Origin of the sequence: Micromonospora sp. WMMD1155, from assembly GCF_029581275.1 — a bacterium.
Taxonomy (GTDB): Bacteria; Actinomycetota; Actinomycetes; order Mycobacteriales; family Micromonosporaceae; genus Micromonospora.
Genome location: NZ_CP120742.1, coordinates 7,264,981 through 7,288,955 on the forward strand (window position 1 = coordinate 7,264,981; position 23,975 = coordinate 7,288,955).

Here is a 23,975-nt window from a genome sequence, read left to right on the forward strand (position 1 = left end):
AGAACAACAGCCGGTCATGCATCACCACACAGCAACGCCGATCAACATGAGATCGTCTGCACCGTCATCCAGCCGCGCTCCGGCTATCGGCTGCAGGCCCGCCCCGACCACACCGTCGGCATCGCGTCGGAGCCATAGCCGCCCCACCGCGGCGTCGCCGTCACGACGGGCGAGGACGACACGACCTTCGTAGAGGTCGAGTTGCCCGGAGGTGACGGGCTCGAAGACCTCGCCGGGCGCCTCCGTCACCAGGAATCGGCGGGTCGCGGTAAGTGCGGGCCCGACGTCCGAGAGCGAGACCCGCAGCGCCCCGACGGGCGCCTGGTCGTGCTTGCCGAGGAGGCGGCTGAGCACGTCCGCCGCCACGCCGCGACGTAGCTGCTCGTGGTAGCGCTCGTTGCGGAACACCCGCAGGCAGCGGTAGCAGCTGGTCTCTGGGCCGCATTCACAGTCGCGGACCCGCTGTAGCGCCTGGTCGAGTACGTCCCGCAGTCGCTCAGCGATGCGCCGGACGTGGCCAGCTCCTCCGGGCACGGTGTCGTAGAGCATGATCACGCTGCGGCCGGCTTCGGTTCGGTAGACCGTCGCATCGATGTCGTCGCGGGAGATCTCAAGCGCGCGTACCGCACCCTCGACCAGCGCGTACGCGACCGATCGCCAGGCGTTGTCCTCCACTCCGACCACGACCGCACCATCGAAGCTCAGGTCCAGGACGTCCGTCTGATATTTGTGGGCCAGCGACAGGTTCTCCATGCGGCCACGGCACTCTCGGCCGCTGAGTGGACTCTGGTGGTCGACCCGACCGTCGGTGGCCCGGCCGGCGAAGCCACAGGTCGCGCAGACCAGGAAGCCGCGTCCCATCGCGCCGTCGCTGATTGCCACCAGCTCGCCCCGTGCACCGGCCCGGACGGTGATCGCGCCTCCGGCGAGGTCCAACTTGTCCGCGTAGAGCTCGGCACCGGGCGAAACGACATGGGTTGCACCGTGCCAGGCCCGTCGCGGCGCACTGGTGGGTCGCCGGCCGGTACCGCGTGCTGCGATAAATCCGAAGACGGGAATGGCGTACTGACGGGGTACGCCGACGAGGGCGGCGCCGCAGGCCGGGCACTCCTGGTCGAGGCGGTCGATCGAGTCGCGGTAGTGGCCGCATCCGTCGCACACCGCGTAGTAGCGTCGCTCAAGGTCGCGTCCGGGCAGTCGGTACAGGCCGGCCGACTGCCAGACCAGTCCCCCGGCGACGACCTCCGCACCGGGTGCGTACTCGTAGATGGCCGACGAGAGGTCTCGGGAAAGCTCCAGTTGCTTGGCGACGGGGGCGTCCGCGAACGCCAGTCGCAGCTCGACGGTGTCGACGGGAAATCCGTACTTTGGCAGGACGTTTCGGTTGGCGAGCAACCCGAGCAGTTCGCGGCGAGTGATCGTGTTCATCACCCGGCCGTACCGCGTGGCCTTGTCGTCCTGGCGGGCGGTGAAGGCCTCCTGCCGCTTTTGCTCGTACGTGTCGACATCCTGCTGCAGCTCGGCCCGGACCGACTCCAGCAGGTCAACCAGGTGCTCGACCCACTCTTCGGAGTCGACGCCGATGATGTCGAGCACCTCGGCCGGCAGCACCTGCCGCAGCGATTCGCTGACCCGCCCAGGAACTGGGTTGAGAAAGTCGCGGACCAACGTGACCGGGGCGATCCCGTTGTCACCTGGCAGGAAGAACTCCCCTGCCGTACGCCAGATGGTGCCGTGGAGCCGAAACTGCTCCCGAAAGAATGCAGCGAGCGCGACGGAGTGGGCGTGCCGCCGATCGATGCGCACGTTGGTCAGGGGCACGTACGGCGCCCGGACCTCCCCGGCGATCATCCGGTCGGGCTCGGCGAAACGGGACAGGTCATGCGAGCGGCGCTGGGCATAGGTGAGCACGAGCGCGGCTGAATCGGCTCGGCGGCCGGCCCGACCCGCTCGCTGGACGTAGTTCGCGGTGGTCGGAGGCATGTTGCGCAGCATGACGGCTTGTAGCTCGCCGACGTCGACGCCGAGTTCGAAGGTGGTGGAGCAGGAGAGGGCGTTGACTTCGCCGCGGACGAACTGCTGCTGGATTTCAGCGGCTCGCTCGCTGGTCCACTGGGCGGTGTGTTCGAGAACGCGCAGCGGCACTGGGTTCATGTCCCGGTAGACGTTGCGGTAGTGGTCCGGGTCGGTGTCCGCAGCAGGGGGCGTCCATGGTTCGAGGTCACCGGTGCAGGCGATGGTGGGGCAGGTGGCGCGCACGTTGAAGGGGGTGAGCTTTCGGCACCTGCTGCACTGCCACATGGTCAGGCCGCCGGCCGTCGCTGTGCAGGTGATCAGGGCGGAGTCGAGTTGGTGGACCTGGCCGATGCCGGGCTCGGTGCCGGCGATCAGCCACTCTGCCTGTGGCCCCTTGGTCAGCAGGCGCCACACGCCCTCCAGCAGTTGGATCGGGTCCGCCTGCCGGTCGAGCCGAGCAAGCACGCGGGTCACGAAGTCGGCCCGCCGGTTGGTCCCCTTGGTCGGCAGCCAGCTGAGGACCTTGCGGCGCGCGTCGGAGCCGGTGCCGCGTACGTAGATCGGGCCGAGCCGCGGCTGGAACGCCTCGTCGCGGGGGTCCACTCCGTCGAGGGCACCGACGGCGCCCTGGAGCCGGATCGATCGGATCAACTCGGAGAGCAACGCCCAGGCCTCTGCGCCGCTGAGGCCGAGGGCGAGGAGCGGCTGGGGTGTTTGCCAGGCGGGGTCGCGGGACATGTCCCAGGCGACGAGTCCCCTGCCCTCCAGGGAGTTGCGTTCGTCGACGCCGACGGCCTCGATCTGTGCCCAGAGGGCGACCTGCCTTTCCCGGGCCTGTCGGCTCTGCCGCCGTTCGAAGATGCCGTACCGGTCGGCTACTCGGGAGGTGTGGTAGACGACGTCGGTGAGGCGGACCTCGTCGCCGGCCGCCGCAGCGGCGACGGCACCCTCGTGGAGCAGCCGCCGGCGCTGCACCCGTTCATAGGAGTCTTCGAGGTACGGCGCGAAGTAGGCCGCAGACTGTCGGCTGTCGCTGAACAGCAGCAGCTTGCGCCCGCCGCCTCGTAGGCCCCGCTGGATGGGGTCGGAGGCGACGGGAAGCTTCTGGTAGAGGGCGGTCGCGAGGACCGAGGCGGAGGCTTCGTTGCCGCTGGCGAAGAGCCGGACCAGGCCGGCTCCGCGTCCCCCGCACGAGAGGCATGCCGTGAGCTCGTCGCTGCGCTGCCGTAGGAAACGTACGGCGCGCATGGCGCCGTCCGGGCAGCGCGGGCAGGTGGCCGCCTTACCGATCTGGAACACCCCGCACCGGGTGCACAGTGCGCCCAGCTCGCCGGCCGCCTGGGCAGCACCGCTGAACATCTCCTCGTCGTCGTCGGTCGCCACGTCGTCGACCAGGGCCATCCACACCTGCTGCTCGTCGCGGGAGCGGCGGGACCGGAACACGGTGAAGGTGCCGACCCGCTCCAGCGTGCCCATCAGGTAAACGGTGCCGCAGCGGCGGCAGGTGCCGAACTCGAAGGCGGCGTCGCCGCACCGTCCGCAGCGCTCGTGCCGGGTCAGACTGACGTGCGGCCCGTTGGCTCCGAGGCAGGCGAAAGCCCCTTCCGTCGCGCGGGCGAAGAGGTGGTAGCGGGCGGAGAGCACCGGGGTGCCGGCCTCATCGTGGATGCTGTTGGCGAGAGCGACCATCGACGCGGTCTCGGACGCGCCGCTACCGGGGAACAGGGCCTGGGCGACCTCGTGCAGCGGTATCGGCCCGTGGGCGAGCAGCGCCTTGAGCCGGCGAACGCGCTGCTCGTACGCCAGCGCCTCGGCGGGGTCGTCCCCGGCGTACCCGTGCTCGCGGGCGAGGGCCACGACGGCGCCGGCGGGGTCCGGCGTGTTGAGCAGCTTTTCGTACGCCGTGGCGGGCAGGGGTCCCCACTCGGGCCCGGGTGGCAGCTGGACCCGGTCGGCGGTGATGACGTCCTGCCTCGCCTCATCGGCGGGGTCGTACTCGAAGGGGACGGGGAAGAGGGAGGCAGCGAAGTCGACCACGGCGGACATGTCGCTGCCGACGGTCGCGCTCGTCGCGATGCACTGCACCGGTCGGCCCGAATCCACTCGGTCGGCGAGTCGGCGCAGCAGCATCGCGAGCTCGGCCCCGCGAGCCCCGTCGTAGACGTGCGCCTCGTCGACGACGATGAACTGCCAGTGCCCGGCGTGTTCCCCCTCGAAGAGGTCCATGTCCAAGGGCCGCAGCAGCAGGTATTCGAGCATGGCGTAGTTGGTCAGCAGGAGGTGCGGCGGTCGCTGCTGCATCTCCTCCCGGCTGAGCAGTTCGTTGGGCAGCGGCTGCTCGCCAGGGTTCTGCTGCTCGAAGACCTCCACGGCCTCCCGGCGACTGCGGCGGGTCTCACCTGTGTAGCGGCCAAAGGTGATGTCCGGTGCCTCGGCCAGCAGGCCCCGCAGCCGCTTCATCTGATCGTTGGCCAGTGCGTTCATCGGGTACAGCAGCAGCGCCCGCACGCCGGGCCCGAGGGTGCCCGCCGCGCGTTCGGCCATCAGCCGGTTCAGGATGGGGATGAGGAAGCTCTCGGTCTTGCCGGATCCGGTGCCGGTGGCGACGACGATGTTGCGCCCTGCGGTGGCCTTCCGGATCGCCCGCTCCTGGTGTTGGTAGAGCGGACGGTCCATGGCCAGCCCGGCGCCCAGGCTGGCGATGCCGGGATCGAGCACGCCCGCGTCGATGAGCTGCCGGGGTGTGGCGCTGGTGACGTAGGGCGGGGTCGCCTCGAGCAGGGGTCCCTTGGTGATCTCCTGGTTGATCGCGTCGCCGATCGCGGCTTCGAGCGCGCTCGCGAGCCGGGGATCCTTCGGCTCCACGAGGGAACGAAGGTAGCGCCGGTAGGTGGAGACGATCGCGTCGCTGGTGGCGAGGGGGTCGAGGATCATTCGGCTGCTCCGGCTCCGGTCAGGAGGAACTCCGCGAGGAGAAGGTCGATGGCGACGAGACGCGGCGCGCTGCGGGCGAGCGTCGCGTGCAGGGGAAGGATTCGTGGCAGTAGCTCGGCCGGGGCCGCGTGCCCTCGGGCGGCCAACCGCGCCACAAAGGCGAACGCCAGCGACAGCGCGGGGAGAGCGAGCCACCCTCGAGTCGGGTTGCGGGCCTGCAGCGCGGCTGCCGCCCGCGGCCCACCGCAATCGGCCAAGGGTGTTTGCAGGGCGCGCAGCAGACTCTCCGCGTTGCTGGAGAGCCGTCCCAGGCCGGGCCGCACCCGTACCTCGAACAGGTGGCGGGCCGCAACCATCCGTTCGTCGGCGTCGAGCAGGCCGCCGGGAACGACGCGCATCGCCCGCCACACCCGGTCGCGTTCCGCAGCCGGCAGCAACGCGAACACCTCGGCCGACTGGTCGAACCTGCCGACCGTCTCGTACGGGTCGGGACCGCCGGCGAGCAGGTGCGTTGCCACCTCACCGCACACGGCGGCGATCTGTTCGCCCAGGTCGGCGTGCGAGGCGATGTCAGGCAGCCGGTGGGCTGAGGCGAGCATTGCGGCCAGCGGGCTCGCCGTCCAGAGCCGCGCCTCGTCGGTCGCACTGACGTACCTGTCGGGAGGCAGGGCGATCAGACCGGAGTGCACCAGGGGCGCGACCACCTGGTCAGCCGAGGCACGGTGCTTGGTGAGCGCGGCCAGCGCGGCGGCGGGATGCGGGCGCAGGAGCGCCGCGGCGCCCCGGATGTTGGCCGTGACACCTCGGATACGAAGGTCGTCCGCGCGCGGGTAAATGTCGAACAGCAGCGGCGCGATGTCCGGTAGGTCGGGCAGGGCAGCTGCTCCGGCCAGGTACGCCGAAACTGCCTCACCCGCCGGGTCCTGGCCGGTCGGCTGCCACATCAGCTCGGCGAGGTCGAAGGCGTTGTCGCGGCCAGGCCACTCCGGCCAATCCGACGGCAACCACGGATCCTCGATGCGCAACAGCGCCACGAGGGGCCCCGCCGTGGTGACCCGCGTGGGGAGCGGGTCGCTGACCAGGTCCTCGCCAAGGCGCGCAAGGTACGGCGGTTCCCACGGCGCGTACACCTGGTACAGCGCGGCCGTCAGCCCCTCGGCCCGCACGCCGTCGACCAGCACCAGCCGGTCGTCCTCGATGTGCACCGCGCTGGCGAGGCGTCGAGGCACGCAGCGCGCTGCCGGGAAGTCCTGCCCGTCAAAGCGGACGTCGAGCTGGGCGAGCCCGTGGGCGCCGACCGTGTCGGCGATGGCCGCGAGCCCAAACCGGGCCATCGGCTGCCCGTAGGTCTCTCCGGACGGAACGGTTTGCAGCTCGCGGCCCCCGGAGCGGACGATCAGCCGTGCGTCCACCGCCCGCGGCAGCCGCACCAGCAGTTCACCCTCGCCGATCGTCTCGGTGTCCAGACGCAGTGGCTGCAGGGACCACTCGCCGCGGCTGCCGCCGCCGAGCCGTTGGAGCGCCATGTGGGCGGGCGTGACCCGTACGGTGGTCGCGCCGCCCTGGCTGTCGAGCTGCAGTTCGACAGCGGTGTCGGCGGGGCCCAGGTGGGTCATTGAGGGCGTGACCGACAGGTCGGGCAGGGTGGCGTCGGCTCCTACGGTGGCCGGTTCCAACCCGTCCGCAGTGATCTCTCGCCAAGCGGGGTGGGAGATGACAGACAACCCCTCGGCGAACTCCAGCGTACGGGCCAGGCCGCGGCCGAGCGGACCCCGAACGGTGATCTCGTAGGCGCCGACCAAGGGGCGGGCAAGGTCCCGCCACGGGTCAACCGTCGTGTCGTGGTTGGAGGACACACTCTCCGTGTACAGGAGCTGGCCGGCGCCGGGTCGGCGGATCCGGATCGACCAGTCGGTGCTCACGCCGGGCTCGGTCGGCAGGGTCAGTCGTGGGGCCGTCGCGAGCACCGGTGCGCCAGCAAGGCTGCCCACTCCTGGCAATGGCTGGGCGAGTTGCAGTTGGGCGCGGCGGGCACCCTTGACCCGGCGCGGTGTTCCCGCACCAAGCCGTAGCTGCGACACCTGGCGAAGGTCGGCGCGGCGCAGCGTCCAGCCGAGCCAGCCGTACGGGGCCGGCACGTCGTACGTGTCGACCAGGTCGCCGTCCACCTGCAGCTCGAGCAGCCCACCGCCGTCGCTCTCGTGCGGGTACAGCAGCCACACCGGCTCGGGCGGAAGGCCGGTGGTTGCCGGCACCCGTCGGCCGTCCTCGGTGAAGACCAACAGAGGATCCCGCGGGTCGACAACATCCAGCTCGTACTCCTGGTCGTAGCCGCCCAACTCGACAGTCACCTGGCGGGCAGGGCGGGCGATGGCTACGACCGATGCGGGTGCCGTCTCCCTGGTGCCAGGCCAGCGCGATTGGCTGACGACCGACTGGGCCTCGCCGTCGAAGCGCAACTGCCACATGACGCGACCGTCCGGTGCGTCGTGCACCGGTGGCAACCACACCATCAGGCCCCGGCCGAACGGCTCCAACTCCAGGTGAGGGCGCTGCGGCGCCGCCTGGGCGGCCGACCCGCCGCGCTCTGAACTGCCCGTCCAGTCGAGCTGCTTCGCCTCCGCGAGCGCCTGAGCTCTTTCGATCAGGTGTGGGGAGAGTCCCAGTCCGTCGGCGGTAAACCCCGGCTGCCGTAGCCGCTCCAACAGGTCAAGGCAGCGGTCGACAAAGTCCGCGGCGTAGTCCTCGCCGCGCTGGATGAACCGCTGCACCGGCTTGTCCGTCCCCTTCAGGCGCGACTCGCGGCCGGGCGCGAGCGCCCAGGCGAGGAAGTTCTCGCCGGTGATTCCGGGCTCGCGGGCCTGGCGCTGCAGCAGAAGATTCAACAGGTCGCCGAGGCAGTACGCGGGAACCCCGGCATGCATGAGGATCTCACCGACGTAGACCTGCGGCAGACCAGGGAACCGGGCCAGCCGGAAGTGGTCGAGGTTGAGGCGGAAGGCCCTCCCCCAGAACGACTGGTCGATCTGGCCCGGTGCCTCGTTGTGGACGGCGCTCCAGTAGTCGCCGTGCTCGTACCCCACGGCACCGATCCCGGCCAGGCCGACGACCAGGCACGCAGGGTAGTGACGGGTGAGCAGCCGCTGCCGGTCGAGGGGCGAACTGAGCCAAAAGACTCGTCCCAGGGCGCGGACGACCTCTTTGGCGTGATCCTCCGGTGCGTCAATCTCGGCGACCAGCGACACCGCGCGCAGGGCTGGCGCCCACTCGGCTTCCCGGAGCCGAAGTACCTCGGATGCGTGTGACACGGTCTCCCTCTTGTGGATTGGGGTGGTCAGCGCGGTAGGGCGACTATGCAAGCAAGCCAAGGCTTGATCAAGACCAAACCATCGCCTCGGCGTCCGCCGTGCCCGATCGGTCACTGAGGTGAAACCGGTCGGCTGCAGCGGTGGACAGGTCAGACAAGACGCCGCCCCACTCAGGGGAGTGAGAACTGGCGGCGTTGACTTCGCCCGCCCTGGCGGGCCGGTCACCTGGCGGGCAGGTGACCGGCCCGGCACTCGGATCACTGGAGGACGGGCGCGTCAGGCCGTGGCCCCTCCGGGCTGGCGGGGGCGGCCAGTTCGAGTTGGGGTAACAGTGCGGTGACGTCCTGGTGCCAGCCGCGGAGCTCCGCGACCGTGGGTGCGAGTTCGTAGGTGTGGTGGTGCATCGCGCGCGACAGGCCGTGCCAGGCGGTACGCGCCGTCGAGGCTGCCTCGGCACCGGCGAAGGTGGGCAGGACGAGCAGTTGGTTGCGCATGGGTCGGTCGACGACGGACGGGGCGACCCGGTCCCAGTAGTGCCGCAGCCCTTGTTCGAGGGCGAGGCGGGTCAGGCAGGCGGATCCGCGTTGCCAGCAGCGGCGCATGCTGGACGGCGGGTGCAGCAGCAGCATGCTGGCAGCGTTCAGATACGTGTGTGGGCTCACGGCTGGCTCAGCCTCCCCACCACCGCACGCGCGTCGGACACGAGCCCGGCCAGGGCGCCGGAGCCCTCGCCGTGCGCGCCACGGTTGGCGAAGGCGACCACCCGGCGAGCTGCGGGGTGCAGCCGATCCAGCGGCTGGTTCAACTCTTTGCCGGCCCGCCGGTGATCCGACAGGAGCGTCAGCGCGAGGGTCGGTCGCAGACCGTGCGCCTCGCTGATCGCCGCCTCCGTCTCCGCGATCGGCACCCCGGCCCGGAAGTCACGGGTACGGATCCGCTCTTGGCAGGTGTATTCGAGGGCGTCGCGGATCAGGTTGCAGACGACCGGGCGCCGGACCTCGTCGGCCATGTCGTCGTCGCGGACGATGGCCGTCGCGTCGTCGAGGTAGCGCCGGGCGGGGTCGCCGTGCGCGTCACCGGTGACGGTGACCTGGGACTGCGCCAGCCTGCTGACGATCCGAATCCGGGCGTCGAGCTGCAGGTGCCGCACCGCGGCCGGAAGGCGGTCGTCGTGGGTAAACACAATGACCTGCCGGTGCTTCGCCACCTGGTCCAGGACCCTGGCCAGCCCGTAGACCTTGGCCGGGTCCATGGACTGCACCGGGTCATCGATGACGAGAAACCGGAACGGGCTCTCGGGCATCGTGGCGCGGGGCAGGAAGAGCGCCAGGGCGAGCGAGTGCAGTTCGCCCTGGCTCATCACCCCCAGTGCCGCCCCGGGCACGCCGTCGACGTTGACCTTCAGGTCCACCCGCCGGCTCGTGCCGGTGCCCGCGAGTTGGATCGCGCCGAGATCGACGTTGCTCTCCTGCCGCAGCGTGTTCCAGATCCCGGTCGCCTCCGCGGCCACCGGTGCGAGCTTGTCGTTGCGGATGCTCCCACCGACCGTCTGCAGCCAGGTGACCGCGGCCTTCAGCGCCGTGAACATCTGGACGGACTGACGGCTGGCCTGCTCGGTGTCGATCCAGGCGCGGATCTGGTCAGCGAGCCGCTGCCAGGCGGCCTGCCGGCGTTCGAGCGCCTGCCGTGCTGCCGCCTTGACCGGCTGCAGGACGGTGGTGAGCGCGTCGAAGGCGACGAGCGCCGCTTCGGCGATCTTGTGCGAGTCGGCCGACCCGATCAGCTCGTCCCAGTGCTGCCATGCGGCCCGGGCGTCGTCGGTGTCCACCCCCTCGGCGATGAGGTCGACGGCGAGTACGGGCGGTAGCTGGGGCAGCCAGCTCCGCAGCGTGCGACGCGAACCCCGCTCGATGTCGTGGGCTTCGTCGAGGCGCTCGGCCCGCTCGGTGAGTCGTCGCAGCTGCGCCTGAGCCTGCTCGGCCCACGCCTCGTCCAGGGTGCGACCCCCGCACACTGGACAGGGCTGGCCCGGGTGGCTGTGGTGATGGCGCAGGGCATCGCTCAGCAGCTTGGCAAGCGCCCGGGCTTCCTCCACGGGGGTGCCGGCCAGGTCGTCGATCTGTTGCAGCGCCCCGCGGAGTCGCTCCAGCTCGCGTACCAGGGCGTCTCGTTCGGGCAGGTCGAGTACGTCGAGCTGGCGCAGCGGCACGAGGGTCGTGTCACTGGTCGGCTCATCAGCGGTGGCCAACGCCGCAAGGGCGTCGAGGTCGGCGGCCTTGCCGGTGAGCGCCTGCTCGGCGCGGCGGGCGCGCGGGTCGGGGTGGGCGGCGAGCGCGGTCCGCAGCTGCGGCAGCTGGATGCCGGCCAGCTTGCGCCGGTCGTCCATCTCCTTACGCGCGGTCTTGAGCATGGTCTCGATCTCGACGAGGCGACCGAGGCCGAGGATGCGGTGCAGCGAGTCGTGCATCTCGCTGGGGCGGCCGCTGAGCAGCCCACCGAGTTCGGCGTAGGAGAGGAACGGGCGGTACAGCTCCAACGGCTGCGTCCATCCGAGGTCGGCAACCGACTGCCGGGACTTACCGGCGATCTGCAGGAACGTCTTGCCATCGTTGAGCCCTGCCTCGGGCTCCCAGTCACATTCGACGGTTGCGCCGTTGCGGTGGCCTTCGACCCCGAGTCGTACGTGGATGCGAGGGCTTTCGGTGGCGTGCAGGTTGCGCCAGCCCTCCTGCCAAACCGAGCTCCGGCCAGCCCACCGCTTGTTCTCGCCGGTCAGAGCGAACTCGGCGGCTTCGGCGAAGCTGGACTTACCCGAGCCGTTGCGACCGGTCACGATGGTCAGCCCCGGTCCGGGCACGAGGTTGAGCGTGGCAGTGGGTCCGATGCCGCGGAACCCGGTCACCTCGATGCTGGCGAGGTAGGTCCCGATCGGTTCCGGGGTTTCGGTGTCGGGCGACGGGGGTGCCGGTCGGCGCGGCGCCGCACCGCCGAGCACCGAGGCGAGCTCGTCGCCGCCGAGCAGGGCGGCGATGACGAGGTCCTTGGCGGTCTCGGTCAGGTCGGAGTGGTCGAGGTGGTCGAGGATGAGCTGGTCAACGGTGTCGGCTTGAGGGTCGATGCTCATGTGGTGCCTCCTCTCATGGGAGAGGGGCGAGTGGCCGCGCCGGAAGGCGGGGCAACTCGCTGCGTCGGCATGAGGAATCTGACCGGCCAGAAGGGCTAGGCCGGACATGAGGTGGTGCGCCCGGGCGTCGACACCCGGACAGGAAGCATCGGCGGCAGCCGAGGCAAACCTCGGCCCGCTCACTGAAAACGACACTAGCACACTAGAAACTGAAAGCGATGTCAAACCGTTTACACGCCCCAGGGGTCGTGTAGAGTGATCCGCGAGCAGGACAATGGATGAAACGACAGGACACCGATGCCCAGACATGCCCAGGTGACCGCCGCCGAGATCTCCCGGCTGGCCGGGGTCACGCGCGCCACCGTCAGCAACTGGCGTCGGCGTCACCCAGACTTCCCGGCCCCGACCGGCGGCACGGACACCAGCCCGGCCTACGACCTGGAGGCGGTCCAGGGGTGGCTTGCCGCGCGGGGTCAACTCCCAGCCACCTCGCCCGCCGACGACCTACGCACCGCCATCCGGTCCACCCAGTCGGGTGCCGGCACGCCGATCAGACTGCTACCGCTGGTCCTGGCCGCGGGCCAGATGTCCGACAGCGACCTGAAGCAACTCGTCGACCTCCCGGACGGCCAACTGCCCGAGCGGGCGTTGCAGGCGGTCCAGCCACACGTCGCCGATATCCCCGGGATTGCCGACCTGACCTACGACGCGGAGGACGTGGCGCTGCTGCGGGCGCTGCTGCGGTGCGTCGCGGACGAGGGAGCATTGCGGGCCGCGGACGTGCTCGCGGAAGGCGACCTGGACGCCACCAACGCTGGCGGCATGTACGACACCCCCGCTCCGGTGGCCGCGTTGATGGCCGACCTGCTCGCGGAGCCGGGCGAGCCGTACCCGGAGGCTGTCTTCGACCCCGCCTGCGGTGCCGGCGGCCTTCTTCTCGCGGCCGCAGCCTGCGGGGCAGGGAAGCTGTACGGCCAGGACATCGTCCCCGCGCAGGCCGCGCAGGCCGCCGTACGCCTCCCCCTTCAACCTGCGGAGAGCAGCGCTCAGGTGAGCGTGCGTGCCGGCGACAGCATCCGTGCCGACGCCTTCCCTGCCCTGACCGCCGAGGCCGTGCTCTGCGCCCCGCCCTACGGTGACCGCGAGTGGGGTCACGAGGAGTTGGCGTATGACGCACGGTGGGAGTTCGGCCTACCGGCGAAGAGCGAGTCCGAGCTCGCCTGGCTCCAGCACTGCTTCGCACACCTGGCAGAGGGTGGACGCGCCGTTCTCCTCATGCCGCCAGCCACCGCCGAGCGAGGATCGGGCCGCCGGATCAGGGCCGAGATCCTTCGCACCGGCGTGCTTCGGGCCCTCATCGCCCTACCACCAGGGGTCGCGCAACCCCTACACATCGGCCTGCACCTGTGGGTGATCGAACGCCCACACCCGCAGGCCACGTTGCCGCTGAACATCCTCATGGTGGACACCGCCACGCCCGACGTCTCTCGGCCTGACCAGCCACCAAGCCGGCGCCAATCGTTGGACTGGTCCGCGCTGCGCGACGACGTGCTCAAGGCATGGAACGACTACGACCGGCATCCAGACAACTTCGATCCCGTTCCGGGCGTCGCTCAAGCCGTCCCCATCATTGACCTGCTCGACGAGACGGTAGACCTCACGCCCGCCCGCCACGTCCGAGCCACCCCGGTGCCGGCGATGCCCGACGAGCTCGCCGCGATCGGCCACGAACTGCGGGCCAAGCTACGGCGGGCAGCCACGGGGTTGATCACTTTGAGCGGCGGCGAGGCCTGGCCGCCCGTCGGCGCCGCCCCCCTGTCCTGGCGCACCGCCAGCATCGCCGACCTCCTACGCGGCAACGCGCTGGAGCTCCTGCGGGTGCCGGCGGCGATCCGCAGTTCAACCCCCGTCGCAACAGACCCGTCCGCGCCGCCCACCCTGACCGCCCGGGACGTGATGTCACATCGCCCCGCCTCCGGCGCTGCCGAGGAGCCCTCAGGCACCGAGATCGAGATCCAGGAGGGTGACGTCATCCTTCCGGAACTGCTACAGAACGGCACCGGCACCGCCCGGGTCGCCGACGCCCGCGACGCCGGCCTCCGTCTCGGCCGTCACCTGCATCTGCTGCGACCCGATCCCGCCCGCCTCGATCCGTGGTTCCTGGCCGGCTTCCTGGCTGCCCAGGAGAATCTCAACGCCGCCTCGTCCGGCTCCACCGTGATCCGCCTCGACCCGCGCCGCTTGCGGGTGCCGCTGCTGCCCCTCGCCGAGCAGCGGCACTACGGCAGGGCATTCCGCCAACTGAACGCCCTGCGCACCGCGGCCGACATCGCCAGCCGCCTCGCGGACGAGACGGCCCGCACCCTTGCGGCAGGGCTCGCCGGCGGCGCGCTGCAACCACCCGGCGCCGATCAGACGCCATCCTGAACCCGCCCCCGACTCCCCCAGCCACCACAGCACCGGCTCTTCGGAAGGACCCCGTTGAACAGCAGCAAGCACACCGAACTGGCAAACCACGCCTGGTCGGTCGCCGACCTCCTCCGCGGCGACTACAAGCCGTCCGACTACGGCAAAGTCATCCTGCCGTTCATCGTGCTGCGCCGCCTGGAGTGCGTCCTCGATTCCAACCGCGACAAGGTCCGGATCGAGTACGAACGGCTCAAGGATCAGAACGTCGACATCGCCCGGTTTCTGCGCCGCGCCTCAGGGCGCAGCTTCTACAACGTGAGCGGCTACACATTGAAGTCGATCGCCAACGACTCCGCCCAGGCCGCGAAGCACCTGATCGCGTACGTGGGTGCCTTCTCCGAGAACGCCCAGGAGGTGATGGAGCGCTACGAGTTCCCCCAGCAAGTTCGGCGACTGGACAACGCGGGCCTGCTCTACCGAGTGGTAGGACGCTTCGCCGACCTCGACCTGCACCCTTACCAGCGCGACAAGAAGACCGGCGAGATCCTCACCGACGAGGACGGCCAGCCCTTGGTCAACGTTTCCAACCATCAGATGGGGTACGTCTTCGAGGAGCTGATCCGGCGTTTCGCCGAGCAGTCCAACGGTCCTGCCGGTGACCACTTCACACCGCGCGAGGTCGTCGAGCTGATGGTCAACCTGCTCATCGCTCCCGACGACGACGCACTGAGCATCCCGGGCACCTCTCGTACGGTGATGGACCCGGCCTGCGGCACCGGCGGCATGCTCTCGGCAGCCGAGGAGCACATCACCAAGCACAACCCGTCCGCGACGGTCACCGTCTTCGGCCAGGAGCTCAACCCGGAGTCCTGGGCGATCTGCCGATCCGACATGATGATCAAGGGCCAGGACCCTGAGAACATCAAGTTCGGCAACTCGTTCAGCGACGACGGCCACCGTGGCGCCCACTTCGACTACCTGCTGGTCAATCCACCCTTTGGCGTGGACTGGAAGAAGGTCAAGGACGAGATCGAGCACGAGTACGAGACGCTCGGCGAGAGCGGCCGGTTCGGTGCTGGGCTGCCCCGGATCAACGACGGCTCGCTGCTCTTCCTCCAGCACATGATTTCAAAAATGAAACCGGTCACCGCCGACGGCAAGGGTGGCAGCCGCGTCGCCATCGTCTTCAACGGCTCCCCGCTGTTCACCGGAGCGGCCGAGTCCGGCGAGTCCCGGATCCGGCAGTGGATCCTGGAGAACGACTGGCTGGAGGGCATCGTCGCCCTGCCGGATCAGCTCTACTACAACACCGGCATCTCCACGTACTTCTGGATCCTGACCAACCGCAAGGCCAGAGGCCGCCAGGGCAAGGTCGTCCTGCTCGACGCCCGTGACCAGTTCGCAAAGATGCGCAAGTCCCTGGGCGACAAGCGCAAGCTCGTCACACCCGACCAGATCAAGCAGATCACCCGGCTGTACGCGGAGGCGCTCGACGCCGCCAAGGATCCCGAGCACCCGCAGCACAGCAAGGTGAAGGTCTTCGCCAACGAAGACTTCGGTTACCGCCGGATCACCGTCGAGCGTCCGCTGAAGCTTTACTTCGAGGTCACCGAGGAGACGCTGACCGCGCTGGCCGTCTCGAAGCCGATTCAGAAGGTGTCGGACGCCGACGCGCTCACCACCGCGCTTAAGCCGCTGGTCGGGCAGGTGTGGACGACGAAGCGGACGGCGTGGGACGCGCTACGGAAGGCGATGGCCGAGGCCGGGGTGCTCTGGCCCACCGGCACCGCCTTCCAGAAAGCGATGCGGGACATCATCGGGGTCCGCGACCCTCAGGGTGAGGTGCAGCTCGTCAAGGGCAGCCCCGAGCCCGACCCGGAGCTGCGCGACTACGAGAACGTGCCACTGGACGAGGACGTCGACGAGTACCTGCGGCGCGAGGTGCTCCCGCACGTCCCCGATGCCTGGATCGACCACGAGAAGACAAAGATCGGGTTCGAGATCCCCTTCACCCGCCACTTCTACGTCTATAAGCCGCCCAGGCCGCTCGCCGAGATCGACGCCGAACTGAAGGCGCTGGAGGCTGAGATCCAGGCCCTACTTGGCGAGGTGACTCAATGACACTATCGGGAGCAGTGGCATCTCTTGGAAATGAGAAGAGGTGGCAACCTCTTGCCCTGCGCGCATTCCTATGTCAGAGCAAGACCACCGGCAGCCCAGACCTTCCATTGCTTGGGGTCAACCTCCACAGCGGTGTGACGATGCGAAGCTCGGACGATGGGCGGCCCGCGCCAAGCGAGGACTTGAGCGCTTACAAACTCGTCTCCCCCGGCGACATTGTCATGAATCGACTTGGTAAACCTCACGGGTCCATCGGCATGTCGCCGTGGCGCGGCATCACAAGTCCTGCATACTGGGTTTTGACGGTTAACGTCAAATATGGCTATCCGCGGTATCTTCACCACCTCCTACGGTCACGCCACATGATCTCAGAGTATGAGCGGCTCGGGAAGAATCAGCCGCCCAACCAGTTTGATATCGCCTGGGAAGTATTTCGAGCGATCGAGGTCCCTCTTCCGAAATTACAAGAGCAGCGCCGTATCGCCGATTTCCTCGATGTCGAAATTGCGCGGATCGACCGATTGGGTGAGGCAATGCGTCGGCAGGTGGAGACGCTCGCCCAGCGGCGACTGCGAGCGCTGGACCGTGCTTGGCCCGCCCTCGATATGCCTACGAAGCGGCTTGGGTACGGTGCTCAGTTGGTCACAAGCGGTTCTCGCGGATGGGCGGACTTTGCAGGGGATTCCGGATCACGCTTCTTTCGCAGCGCGAACCTTCGCCGGGACAGCCTTCAACCAAATCTGGCATCTTTAGCTTATGTCCAGCTTCCTGCCTCTGTGGAGACAGAAGCATTGCGGTCACAGATTCGCGAAGGCGACGTGCTGATTGGCATTACCGGAGCCAACGCAGGATGGGTCACCCTTGCCGATCATTCGATCGATGGCGGCAATGTCAGCCAACACGTCTGCCTCGTGCGTCCCGTCCGGAATGAGATTGACGGACGGTGGCTTGCCTACCTGATCGCATCGCCAATCGTGCAGACTCGACTGATGGGGAGCCAGTATGGCGGCACGAAGACCCAGCTATCTCTGCCGGATATTCGCGATATCCGCATTCCCGTACTTCCACTCGAGGCGCAGCAGGAGCTAGCGGCAGAAGTGGACGGACTCCTAAACAGCCTGGACAAGCAGCGCGACTTGCGGAAGCAGCAGCTTAGCGTATTGGCCGAGCGGCGGCAGGCGCTGATTACGGCGGCGGTGACCGGGCAGATTGATGTGTCGACGGCGAGCGGACGAGGGATCGAGGACTGAGCTGCGATGGGCCCCATACACCATGAGTCTGCCTTCGGTGACGCGATCGTCGCTTCCCTCCTCTCCGGTGGGTGGGAGCGTGGCGACACCGCCGACTACCGCCCCAACCTCGGTCTGGACACCCACCAGCTCTTCACCTTTATCGGCACCACCCAGGCCGCCCAATGGGAGGACCTCGTCATCTCATACGGCGGCGACCGGGACGCGGCGCAACGCGGGTTCGTCAAGCGCCTTGACCAGGCGATTGCCACTGACGGGCTGCTCGACGTGCTGCGCAAGGGTGTGAAAGACCACGGGGTACGCATCCGAGTCGCCTACTTCAAGCCGTCCTTCGTGGAGTCGGACGAGATCCTCGCCGACTACCGACGCAACCGGCTCACCGTCGTCCGGGAGTTGGCCTACGCCACGAAGCAGGCCGACCGGGGCAACCGGCTGGACCTGGCCCTGTTCCTCAACGGCATCCCGGTGGCCACCGCAGAGCTGAAGAACCCTCTGACCGGCTCAGGGGTCGAGCAAGCCAAGGAGCAGTACCGGACCGAGCGCGACCCCACCGAGCTGATCTTCTCCCGCCGCGTCATCGCCAACTTCGCCGTTGACCCGGACCTGGTCTTCGTCTCCACCCAGCTGCGCGGCAAGCCGACCCGGTTCCTGCCGTTCAACACCGGTTCGGAGGGCCCAGGTCGGCCGGGTGGCGAGGGTAACCCGCCGGCCACGGAGTACGGGAAGTACGCCACCTCCTACCTGTGGGAGGAGATCTGGCAGCGGGACAACTGGCTCGACCTGCTGGAGCGGTTCATTCACCTGCACAAAGAAAAGAGTGCGGACGGGCGTACCCGAAAGTCCTTGATCTTCCCCCGCTACCACCAGTGGCATGCCGTGAAGAAGCTGACGGCGCACGCCGCTCGGCACGGGGCGGGTCACAACTACCTGATCATGGCCTCGGCGGGGTCGGGGAAGTCGAACACGATCGCCTGGCTCAGCCACCGCCTGTCGTCCCTGCACGCGAACGGCGACGTGGCCAAGCTGGACCCGGACGCGGGGCGGGCCCGCCTGCAGCCTGGCTCGCCCGTCTTCGACAAGGTCATCATTATCACCGACCGGCGGAACCTCGACGCCCAGCTCCGCGCGACGGTTGGCAGCTTTGAGCAAACCGCCGGCCTGGTGGTGAAGATCGACGAGAATCACGGGTCGAAGTCCGAGCAGCTCGCCAGGGCGCTCTCCCGTGAGACGGGCAAGATCGTTACCGTCACGCTGCACACCTTCCCGGCGCTCGAGGAGTACCTCAAGCAGAACCCGACCGAGATCCAGGGCCGGCGGTTCGCGATCGTCATCGACGAGGCGCACTCGTCCCAGTCCGGTGATGCTGCCGCCTCGGTCCGCGCGGTGCTGCGCGACCTGGGCCTGGACGCCGACTCCGACGATCCGGGTGCGACCAGCGCGCCGGCCGCACCTGACGTCGAGGCTCAGCTCAAGGCCAACGCGCGCAAGCGGCAGCGGGCCGCGAACCTCTCCTACTTTGCGTTCACCGCCACCCCGAAGCACAAGACCCTAGAAGGTTTCGGCACGCTCGGTGAGGACGGAAAGTACCACCCGTTCCACACCTATTCGATGCGGCAGGCCATCGAGGAGAAGTTCATTCTCGACCCGCTGCGCAACTACGTCACCTACAACACCTACTGGAAGCTCGTCAACGGCAACCGCGACGAGCGGAAGGTCGACCCGGCCAAGGCGAATCCGCTGCTGGCCCGTTACGCGCTGACCCACGACTCGACCGTCGCCCAGCACGCGCAGGTGATCGTCGAGCACTTCCGCACGCACACCGCCGGGAGGCTTGGCGGGCGGGCGAAGGCGATGGTGGTCACCGCGGGCCGGCCGCAGGCCGTTCAGATGGCCCGGTCGATCAAGAAGTACATCGGCGATCTCGGCTATCCCGACCCGGGCGTCCTGGTGGCTTTCTCGGGCACACTCACCTACGACGGTGAGGAGACCACCGAGGCGAAGGAGAACGGCGGGCTCGCCGAGAGCGCCCTGCCGAAGGCTTTCGCTTACACGCGCGCTGACGACAAGTCCGCCCAGGCCGGCGGAGCCGGGCAGCCCGAGTACCGGATCCTGGTCGTGGCGGAGAAGTACCAGACCGGTTTCGACCAGCCGCTGCTCACCACGATGTACGTCAACAAGACGCTGACTGGCATCGCCGCCGTGCAGACTCTGTCCCGGCTCAACCGCACCGCCGACCGCAAGAGCCAGTCCGACCTGGCGGTGCTGGACTTCGTCAACGACGCCGAGGACATCAAGGAGTCCTTCCGCCCGTACTTCGAGGAAGCTGCCACCCTGCCCTCGGACCCCAACCTGCTCTACACCGCGCAGAGCAGGGTGATGTCTGTGCCGGTCCTCGTCGATGAGGAGATGCAGGCGTTCGCGGCTGCTTACCTGGCTGCTCAGCGGCAGGCCGCCGGCAACACGGCGAAGTGGGAGAAGCTCCACGCGGAGCTGTACCGGCATCTCGATCCTGCGGTGACCCGCTTCGCCGACCTGCTCAACGGCGACGACGAGGACGACCAGGAGACGGCCGAGACCTTCCGGGCCGACCTGAACGACTACGTCCGCAAGTACAGCTTCCTCTCCGGCATCGTCACCTACATCGACGCCGAACTGGAGCGTCTCTACCTCTACGGGCGGCACCTGCTCAATCGGCTGCCGCGCGGTGAGGACGGCGGCGTGGACATCGGCGAGGTCGACCTCAGCCATCTTCGGGTGGAGAAGACCGGTGAGCACGACGTGAGTCTCGTCCCCGAGGGGCCGGCCGACATGAAGGGCTTCGGCGATGGATCCGGCGGTGCCAAGGAGTCGGAGAAGTCGCTGCTGTCGGAACTCATCGACAGGTTCAACCAGAAGTACGGCACGGAGTTCACCGAGCAGGACGTCATCAAGCCCTTCAACGAGGCGCTAGCCGACCCGAAGGTGCGGCTGGCCGCCGTCGCCAACGACGAGGAGAACTTCGGCCACGTCTTCGACCCGGTCTTCGAGGACAAGATGATGGACCACTTCGACAGCACCGCCGACCTGGGGCGCAAGTACTTCGACCCGCAGCAGAACTTCCGCAGCTCGCTCAACCGCAGCGCCCGCAGCGCCGCCTGGCGGCTGATCCGCCGACAGGAGGGGGTCGTCGACGACGCGGTGGCCTGACCGGCCGGTGCCGTCGCGGCGCCAGCGTGACACGCCGCGGCGGCAACCCTGGACGGTGATCGGTTCGACCGCAACACTGACCATCTGGCTGGGACAGTCGCAGGGGTGGGGGCAACGTGCGGGCAGAGCCGATCGCCGGTCGATACGAACGGGTCGAGGAAGTCGGCTCGGGCGGCATGGGGCATGTCTGGCGCGGCTACGACAGCGTCCTCGACCGTGAGGTCGCCATCAAACTGATCCGCGTCGAGGCCGTGCAAACCTCGCAGCAGGCGGAAGAGTTCGCCAAGCGATTCCGCCGCGAGGCCCGCGTCACCGCACGCATCCAACACCATGGCGTGCCCCAGGTGTACGACGCGGTCCTCGATCGCTCATACGACCGGCTCTACCTGGTGATGGAGTTCGTTCGCGGCACCGCCCTGCGGGCCTTCATCGACCCACAGCGGCCGCTGCCGGTTACCTGGGCAGCCGCTATCGCCGCGCAGATCTGCACCGTCCTCTCCCACGCCCACGCCATCCCCGTCGTGCACCGCGACCTCAAACCCGACAACGTTCTGGTCACCTCGGATGGGGCGATCAAGCTCCTCGACTTCGGCATCGCCGCCATCCTGCGCACCGACGTCACCCGCCTCACCGCAACCGGCAGCGCCCTCGGCACCCACCACTACATGCCGCCCGAGCAGATCCAGAACGCACAGGTCACGCCGCAGAGCGACCTGTACGCCCTGGGCTGTGTCCTGCACGAACTCCTCGCCGGGCGACGCGTCTTCGCTGGCGGCAGCGACTTCGAACTGTGGCACCAGCACATCACCGAGCCGCCACCACCGCTACGGACGCTCCGCCACGACGTGCCCGCAGCGATCGAGGAACTGGTCCTCGATTTGCTGGCCAAGGCCCCAGAGGACCGGCCGGCGGACGCCTACGACGTCTACGAGCGGCTGCTGCCTTTCCTGCCCCTACCTGGATCGGCACTGCCCGCCTCCGAGCGCGCGAGCAGCACGATGCCCGACCCGACGCTGGTGTACCGCCGACCCAATGCGCCCCGCCGCCGACCCGCACCCGCTCCCGTGGTCCCGGCGCCGCGCATGTCGGCTGCCGATCCGGCGGCGATCCTGCGGACCGAGGTTCGAGACGCGATCAAGGCCGCCGTTACCCAATCCGATGAGCTGCTGGACGACGAGCGGTTCGCCCAAGCCGCGGATGTGCTCGAGAGCGTCATCGGCCCCGCCAGCGAGGCGCTCGGTGCTGAGAGTCCCCGCGTACTGGGCCTGCGATCACGGCGAGCCGCCATCCTTATCATCGGCGGGGACTTCCGGCGCGCACTGCCGGAGTTCGACGCCCTCGCCGCGGCGTACACCCGTACCGCTGGCCCCACCAGCGAGGACGCGTTGGAATGCCTCCGGCAGGCAGCCCACTGCCGGGCGGAACTCGGCCAGGCCACAACAGCCCTGCGCCAGTTCCGGCAGGTGCTGACGCACGTACGCGCCGCCTCCGGCGACGTTTCCCCCACGGCTCTCGACCTACGTTTCAACATCGGCATACTGCTGGTCTCCGAAGACAAGGCCGCCGAGGCCGCAGACGAGCTGCAACCGCTGCACGACGACCTCTGCGTCGTCTACGGCCCAGACCATGAGCTGACCCGGGAAGTCGCCGACCTGCTTGCCCGGCTCAGACTCGCCGCCGACGGATAGTTCCGCCACCGCCGTTGGCTCAAGTCTCCACCCGCGGAGTTGCTCCCGGCCTCGATGATCTCTATGCTTCCTGGGCGTCAAGAGTGGTCAGCGTCAAGCCTCCCGGCTTGCTGACCCGGCAACCGCGCCACCCGCGCACGGTGCCTCCGGGGGAAGACCAGGTCGACCGCAAGCTGCGGTACGGCAAGAGCGGGTGCCTCGTGGCACCGGAGAGCGAGTTCACCGTGCCGTTCGAAGAGCTGGACCTGACTGCTTTCGCGGTCTGCCTGACCTGCGGGCACCTCCGCGACGGCGCCCCACGCGAGCAGCGGTGCCGCTGCCAGCCGCGTACGCCGGAGTGGGAGCAGCAGTGGGAGGGGCAGGACATCCCCGGTGACCTCGACCTGTGTGTGTTGTGCGTGCGGGACACGGTGACCACCCGAACCCGGTGGTCGTGGCTGGCCTGCGAGACCTGCCGACACGTCTCGCAGGTGGTCGGCGAGCGGTACGGCCACCGCGCCGCACTGCCGCTGGGCCGACACTCGATCATGAACGGCGGCGTGATCCAGCCGCAGACGGCCACGACCACCAAGGTCGCCGCCACGCTGATGGCCTCCGCGCGGCGTGGTAACAAGCTGCGCGAGTGGCAGCAGGTGGAGTTCGCCCGGCTCGCCGAGCCACTACGCCTGACTGCTTCGAGCGTGCCGCTGGCCGAGTGGCAGCGGCACTCGCCGCCGTCGCTTGGAGCGAGCGTTGACGCCTTCGACCGCTACGGGGTCATGCCCGTACCCAACGACCTCAGCAGCCTCCGACAGGCCCAGAACGAATTCCTGTCCACTGCTCGTTGACCGCCAGTCCAGGCGGCTGCTGTTGGCGGTACCCGACATCGCCAACAGCGGCCGCGCTGGTCATCTTCCATCGACGGTCCGGTGATGACGGGCAGCTCGAATGCCGCGGCGTTCGATAGCATCCGGCCATGATGGACAGTGGCGGGCAGCGATGCCGGCGCCTGGTGGTCGAAGCATGACCATCGTTAGTGGTTGGCCGGCGCTGACCGTGGCATTGAGCGACAGAGCCTCTCCAGCGAGGTTGTTCATTCAGGGGCGGTTCGGCCGCTGGCAGGACCTGCAGGCCCGGTATCGGGAATCCGTGGGCTCCCTTGTCGTGCCTGGGAGCCAGGCGAACCCGGGCACCGTCGGCTCGGCCTTCGACTGGATGGTGCGCTTCATGGTGCATCCCAGACCGGATCTGCGCTTGGCAATGCTCGGCGCGCGCACTCCCCCACTCCGGCACGCGGTCCACGAACTGGCGCGCACGCTGAATTACTCCGGAAGCGGCGACAGCCTGGGGACCTCCCGGTTCACCGGGCCGGCCACGGGCAGCGAGGCCGACCATCAACTCGTTGCCCGGGCCTGCTGGGCGCTGGCGCTCCTCACCGACCTGCACCGGGTCGGTCCCACGCCCGGATCCCCGTTGATGGCCCTGGCCCCAAGGTCCATCACCGCCGAAAAGCTCCTTGAGCTCGCCCCACCCGCCGCCCTCGATGAGCTCCAGACCCTGCGTGCCTTCGCCAAACAGAGCCTCCTGCCGTCCCTGTCGACACGGCACGGCGCTTGGGCCGTCGGGCCGACCTTCACCGGATCATCGCTGATGAACGCCGACGCCGACCTGATCGCCGCAGGCCTGCTGCTCGAACTCAAGACGAGCCTCGGCAGCAAGCGCCGCGACGGGACACGGCGGCCATCGCTGGAAGCGCCGACCATCATGCAGCTGCTCGGCTACGTACTGCTGGACTTCCCTGACGAGTTCGCCATCGAGGCCGTCGGCGTCTACAACGCCCGCTACGCACATCTGACGACGTGGCGCCTACCGGAACTCCTGGCTGAGTTGGCGGGCCGGCCCGTTGATCTATGGGAGGAACGTGTGGCCTTCCGTCAGCTGCTCACCACGGGCGGTTAGG

The 23,975-nt window shown here is 68.7% G+C and carries 11 protein-coding genes and 1 riboswitch; of the genes, 7 read left to right on the top strand and 4 right to left on the bottom strand.

The annotated features are described in order from the left end of the window. Positions 1–21: 21 nt before the first annotated feature. The 4 genes from O7617_RS33105 to O7617_RS33120 form a co-directional block, all read right to left on the bottom strand. Entirely contained in the window at positions 22–4,950 is a 4,929-nt protein-coding gene (locus O7617_RS33105) for a DEAD/DEAH box helicase (RefSeq protein ID WP_282260576.1), read from the bottom strand. Beyond that, positions 4,947–8,258 carry a hypothetical protein gene (locus O7617_RS33110; RefSeq protein WP_282260577.1) on the bottom strand — a complete coding sequence of 1,104 codons (3,312 nt, stop codon included), beginning with the start codon at positions 8,256–8,258 and terminating at the stop codon, positions 4,947–4,949. Before O7617_RS33110 ends, O7617_RS33105 begins: the two co-directional genes overlap by 4 nt. A 257-nt stretch (positions 8,259–8,515) precedes the next feature. Next, a complete protein-coding gene (locus tag O7617_RS33115) occupies positions 8,516–8,887 on the bottom strand; it encodes a hypothetical protein (RefSeq protein ID WP_282260578.1) in 372 nt (123 codons plus the stop codon). A gap of 29 nt (positions 8,888–8,916) precedes the next feature. Beyond that, positions 8,917–11,382: an AAA family ATPase gene (locus O7617_RS33120; RefSeq protein ID WP_282260579.1), complete on the bottom strand. Its 2,466-nt coding sequence runs from the start codon at positions 11,380–11,382 to the stop codon at positions 8,917–8,919. A 297-nt stretch (positions 11,383–11,679) separates the two neighbouring features. Here O7617_RS33120 and O7617_RS33125 point away from each other — a divergent pair, with 297 nt between their 5' ends. The 7 genes from O7617_RS33125 (at position 11,680) to O7617_RS33155 (ending at position 23,974) form a co-directional block, all read left to right on the top strand. Beyond that, the gene (locus O7617_RS33125) at positions 11,680–13,809 is read left to right on the top strand and encodes an N-6 DNA methylase (RefSeq protein ID WP_282260580.1); all 2,130 of its coding nucleotides are present in this window, start codon (positions 11,680–11,682) and stop codon (positions 13,807–13,809) included. A 54-nt stretch (positions 13,810–13,863) separates the two neighbouring features. After that, entirely contained in the window at positions 13,864–15,912 is a 2,049-nt protein-coding gene (locus O7617_RS33130) for a class I SAM-dependent DNA methyltransferase (RefSeq protein ID WP_282260582.1), read from the top strand. Positions 15,913–16,274: 362 nt separating this feature from the next. Further along, positions 16,275–17,162, top strand: a complete 888-nt coding sequence (locus O7617_RS33135; protein ID WP_282260583.1) for a restriction endonuclease subunit S — start codon at positions 16,275–16,277, stop codon at positions 17,160–17,162. Positions 17,163–17,168: 6 nt separating this feature from the next. After that, entirely contained in the window at positions 17,169–20,348 is a 3,180-nt protein-coding gene (locus O7617_RS33140; protein ID WP_282260584.1) for a type I restriction endonuclease, read from the top strand. A 116-nt stretch (positions 20,349–20,464) separates the two neighbouring features. Next, entirely contained in the window at positions 20,465–22,036 is a 1,572-nt protein-coding gene (locus O7617_RS33145) for a serine/threonine-protein kinase (protein ID WP_282260585.1), read from the top strand. A 75-nt stretch (positions 22,037–22,111) separates the two neighbouring features. After that, a riboswitch (SAM riboswitch) is annotated at positions 22,112–22,232 on the top strand. A 4-nt stretch (positions 22,233–22,236) separates the two neighbouring features. Next, a complete protein-coding gene (locus tag O7617_RS33150; protein ID WP_282260586.1) occupies positions 22,237–22,863 on the top strand; it encodes a hypothetical protein in 627 nt (208 codons plus the stop codon). A 175-nt stretch (positions 22,864–23,038) separates the two neighbouring features. Further along, entirely contained in the window at positions 23,039–23,974 is a 936-nt protein-coding gene (locus O7617_RS33155; protein ID WP_282260587.1) for a hypothetical protein, read from the top strand. Position 23,975 lies beyond the last annotated feature (1 nt).

Coding starts and splice junctions, on each gene's coding strand:
- O7617_RS33105 (WP_282260576.1), bottom strand. CDS start 4,950: ATGATCCTCGACCCCCTCGCCACCAGCGACGCGATCGTCTCCACCTAC.
- O7617_RS33115 (WP_282260578.1), bottom strand. CDS start 8,887: ATGCTGCTGCTGCACCCGCCGTCCAGCATGCGCCGCTGCTGGCAACGC.
- O7617_RS33120 (WP_282260579.1), bottom strand. CDS start 11,382: ATGAGCATCGACCCTCAAGCCGACACCGTTGACCAGCTCATCCTCGAC.
- O7617_RS33125 (WP_282260580.1), top strand. CDS start 11,680: ATGCCCAGACATGCCCAGGTGACCGCCGCCGAGATCTCCCGGCTGGCC.
- O7617_RS33135 (WP_282260583.1), top strand. CDS start 16,275: ATGATCTCAGAGTATGAGCGGCTCGGGAAGAATCAGCCGCCCAACCAG.
- O7617_RS33140 (WP_282260584.1), top strand. CDS start 17,169: ATGGGCCCCATACACCATGAGTCTGCCTTCGGTGACGCGATCGTCGCT.
- O7617_RS33155 (WP_282260587.1), top strand. CDS start 23,039: ATGACCATCGTTAGTGGTTGGCCGGCGCTGACCGTGGCATTGAGCGAC.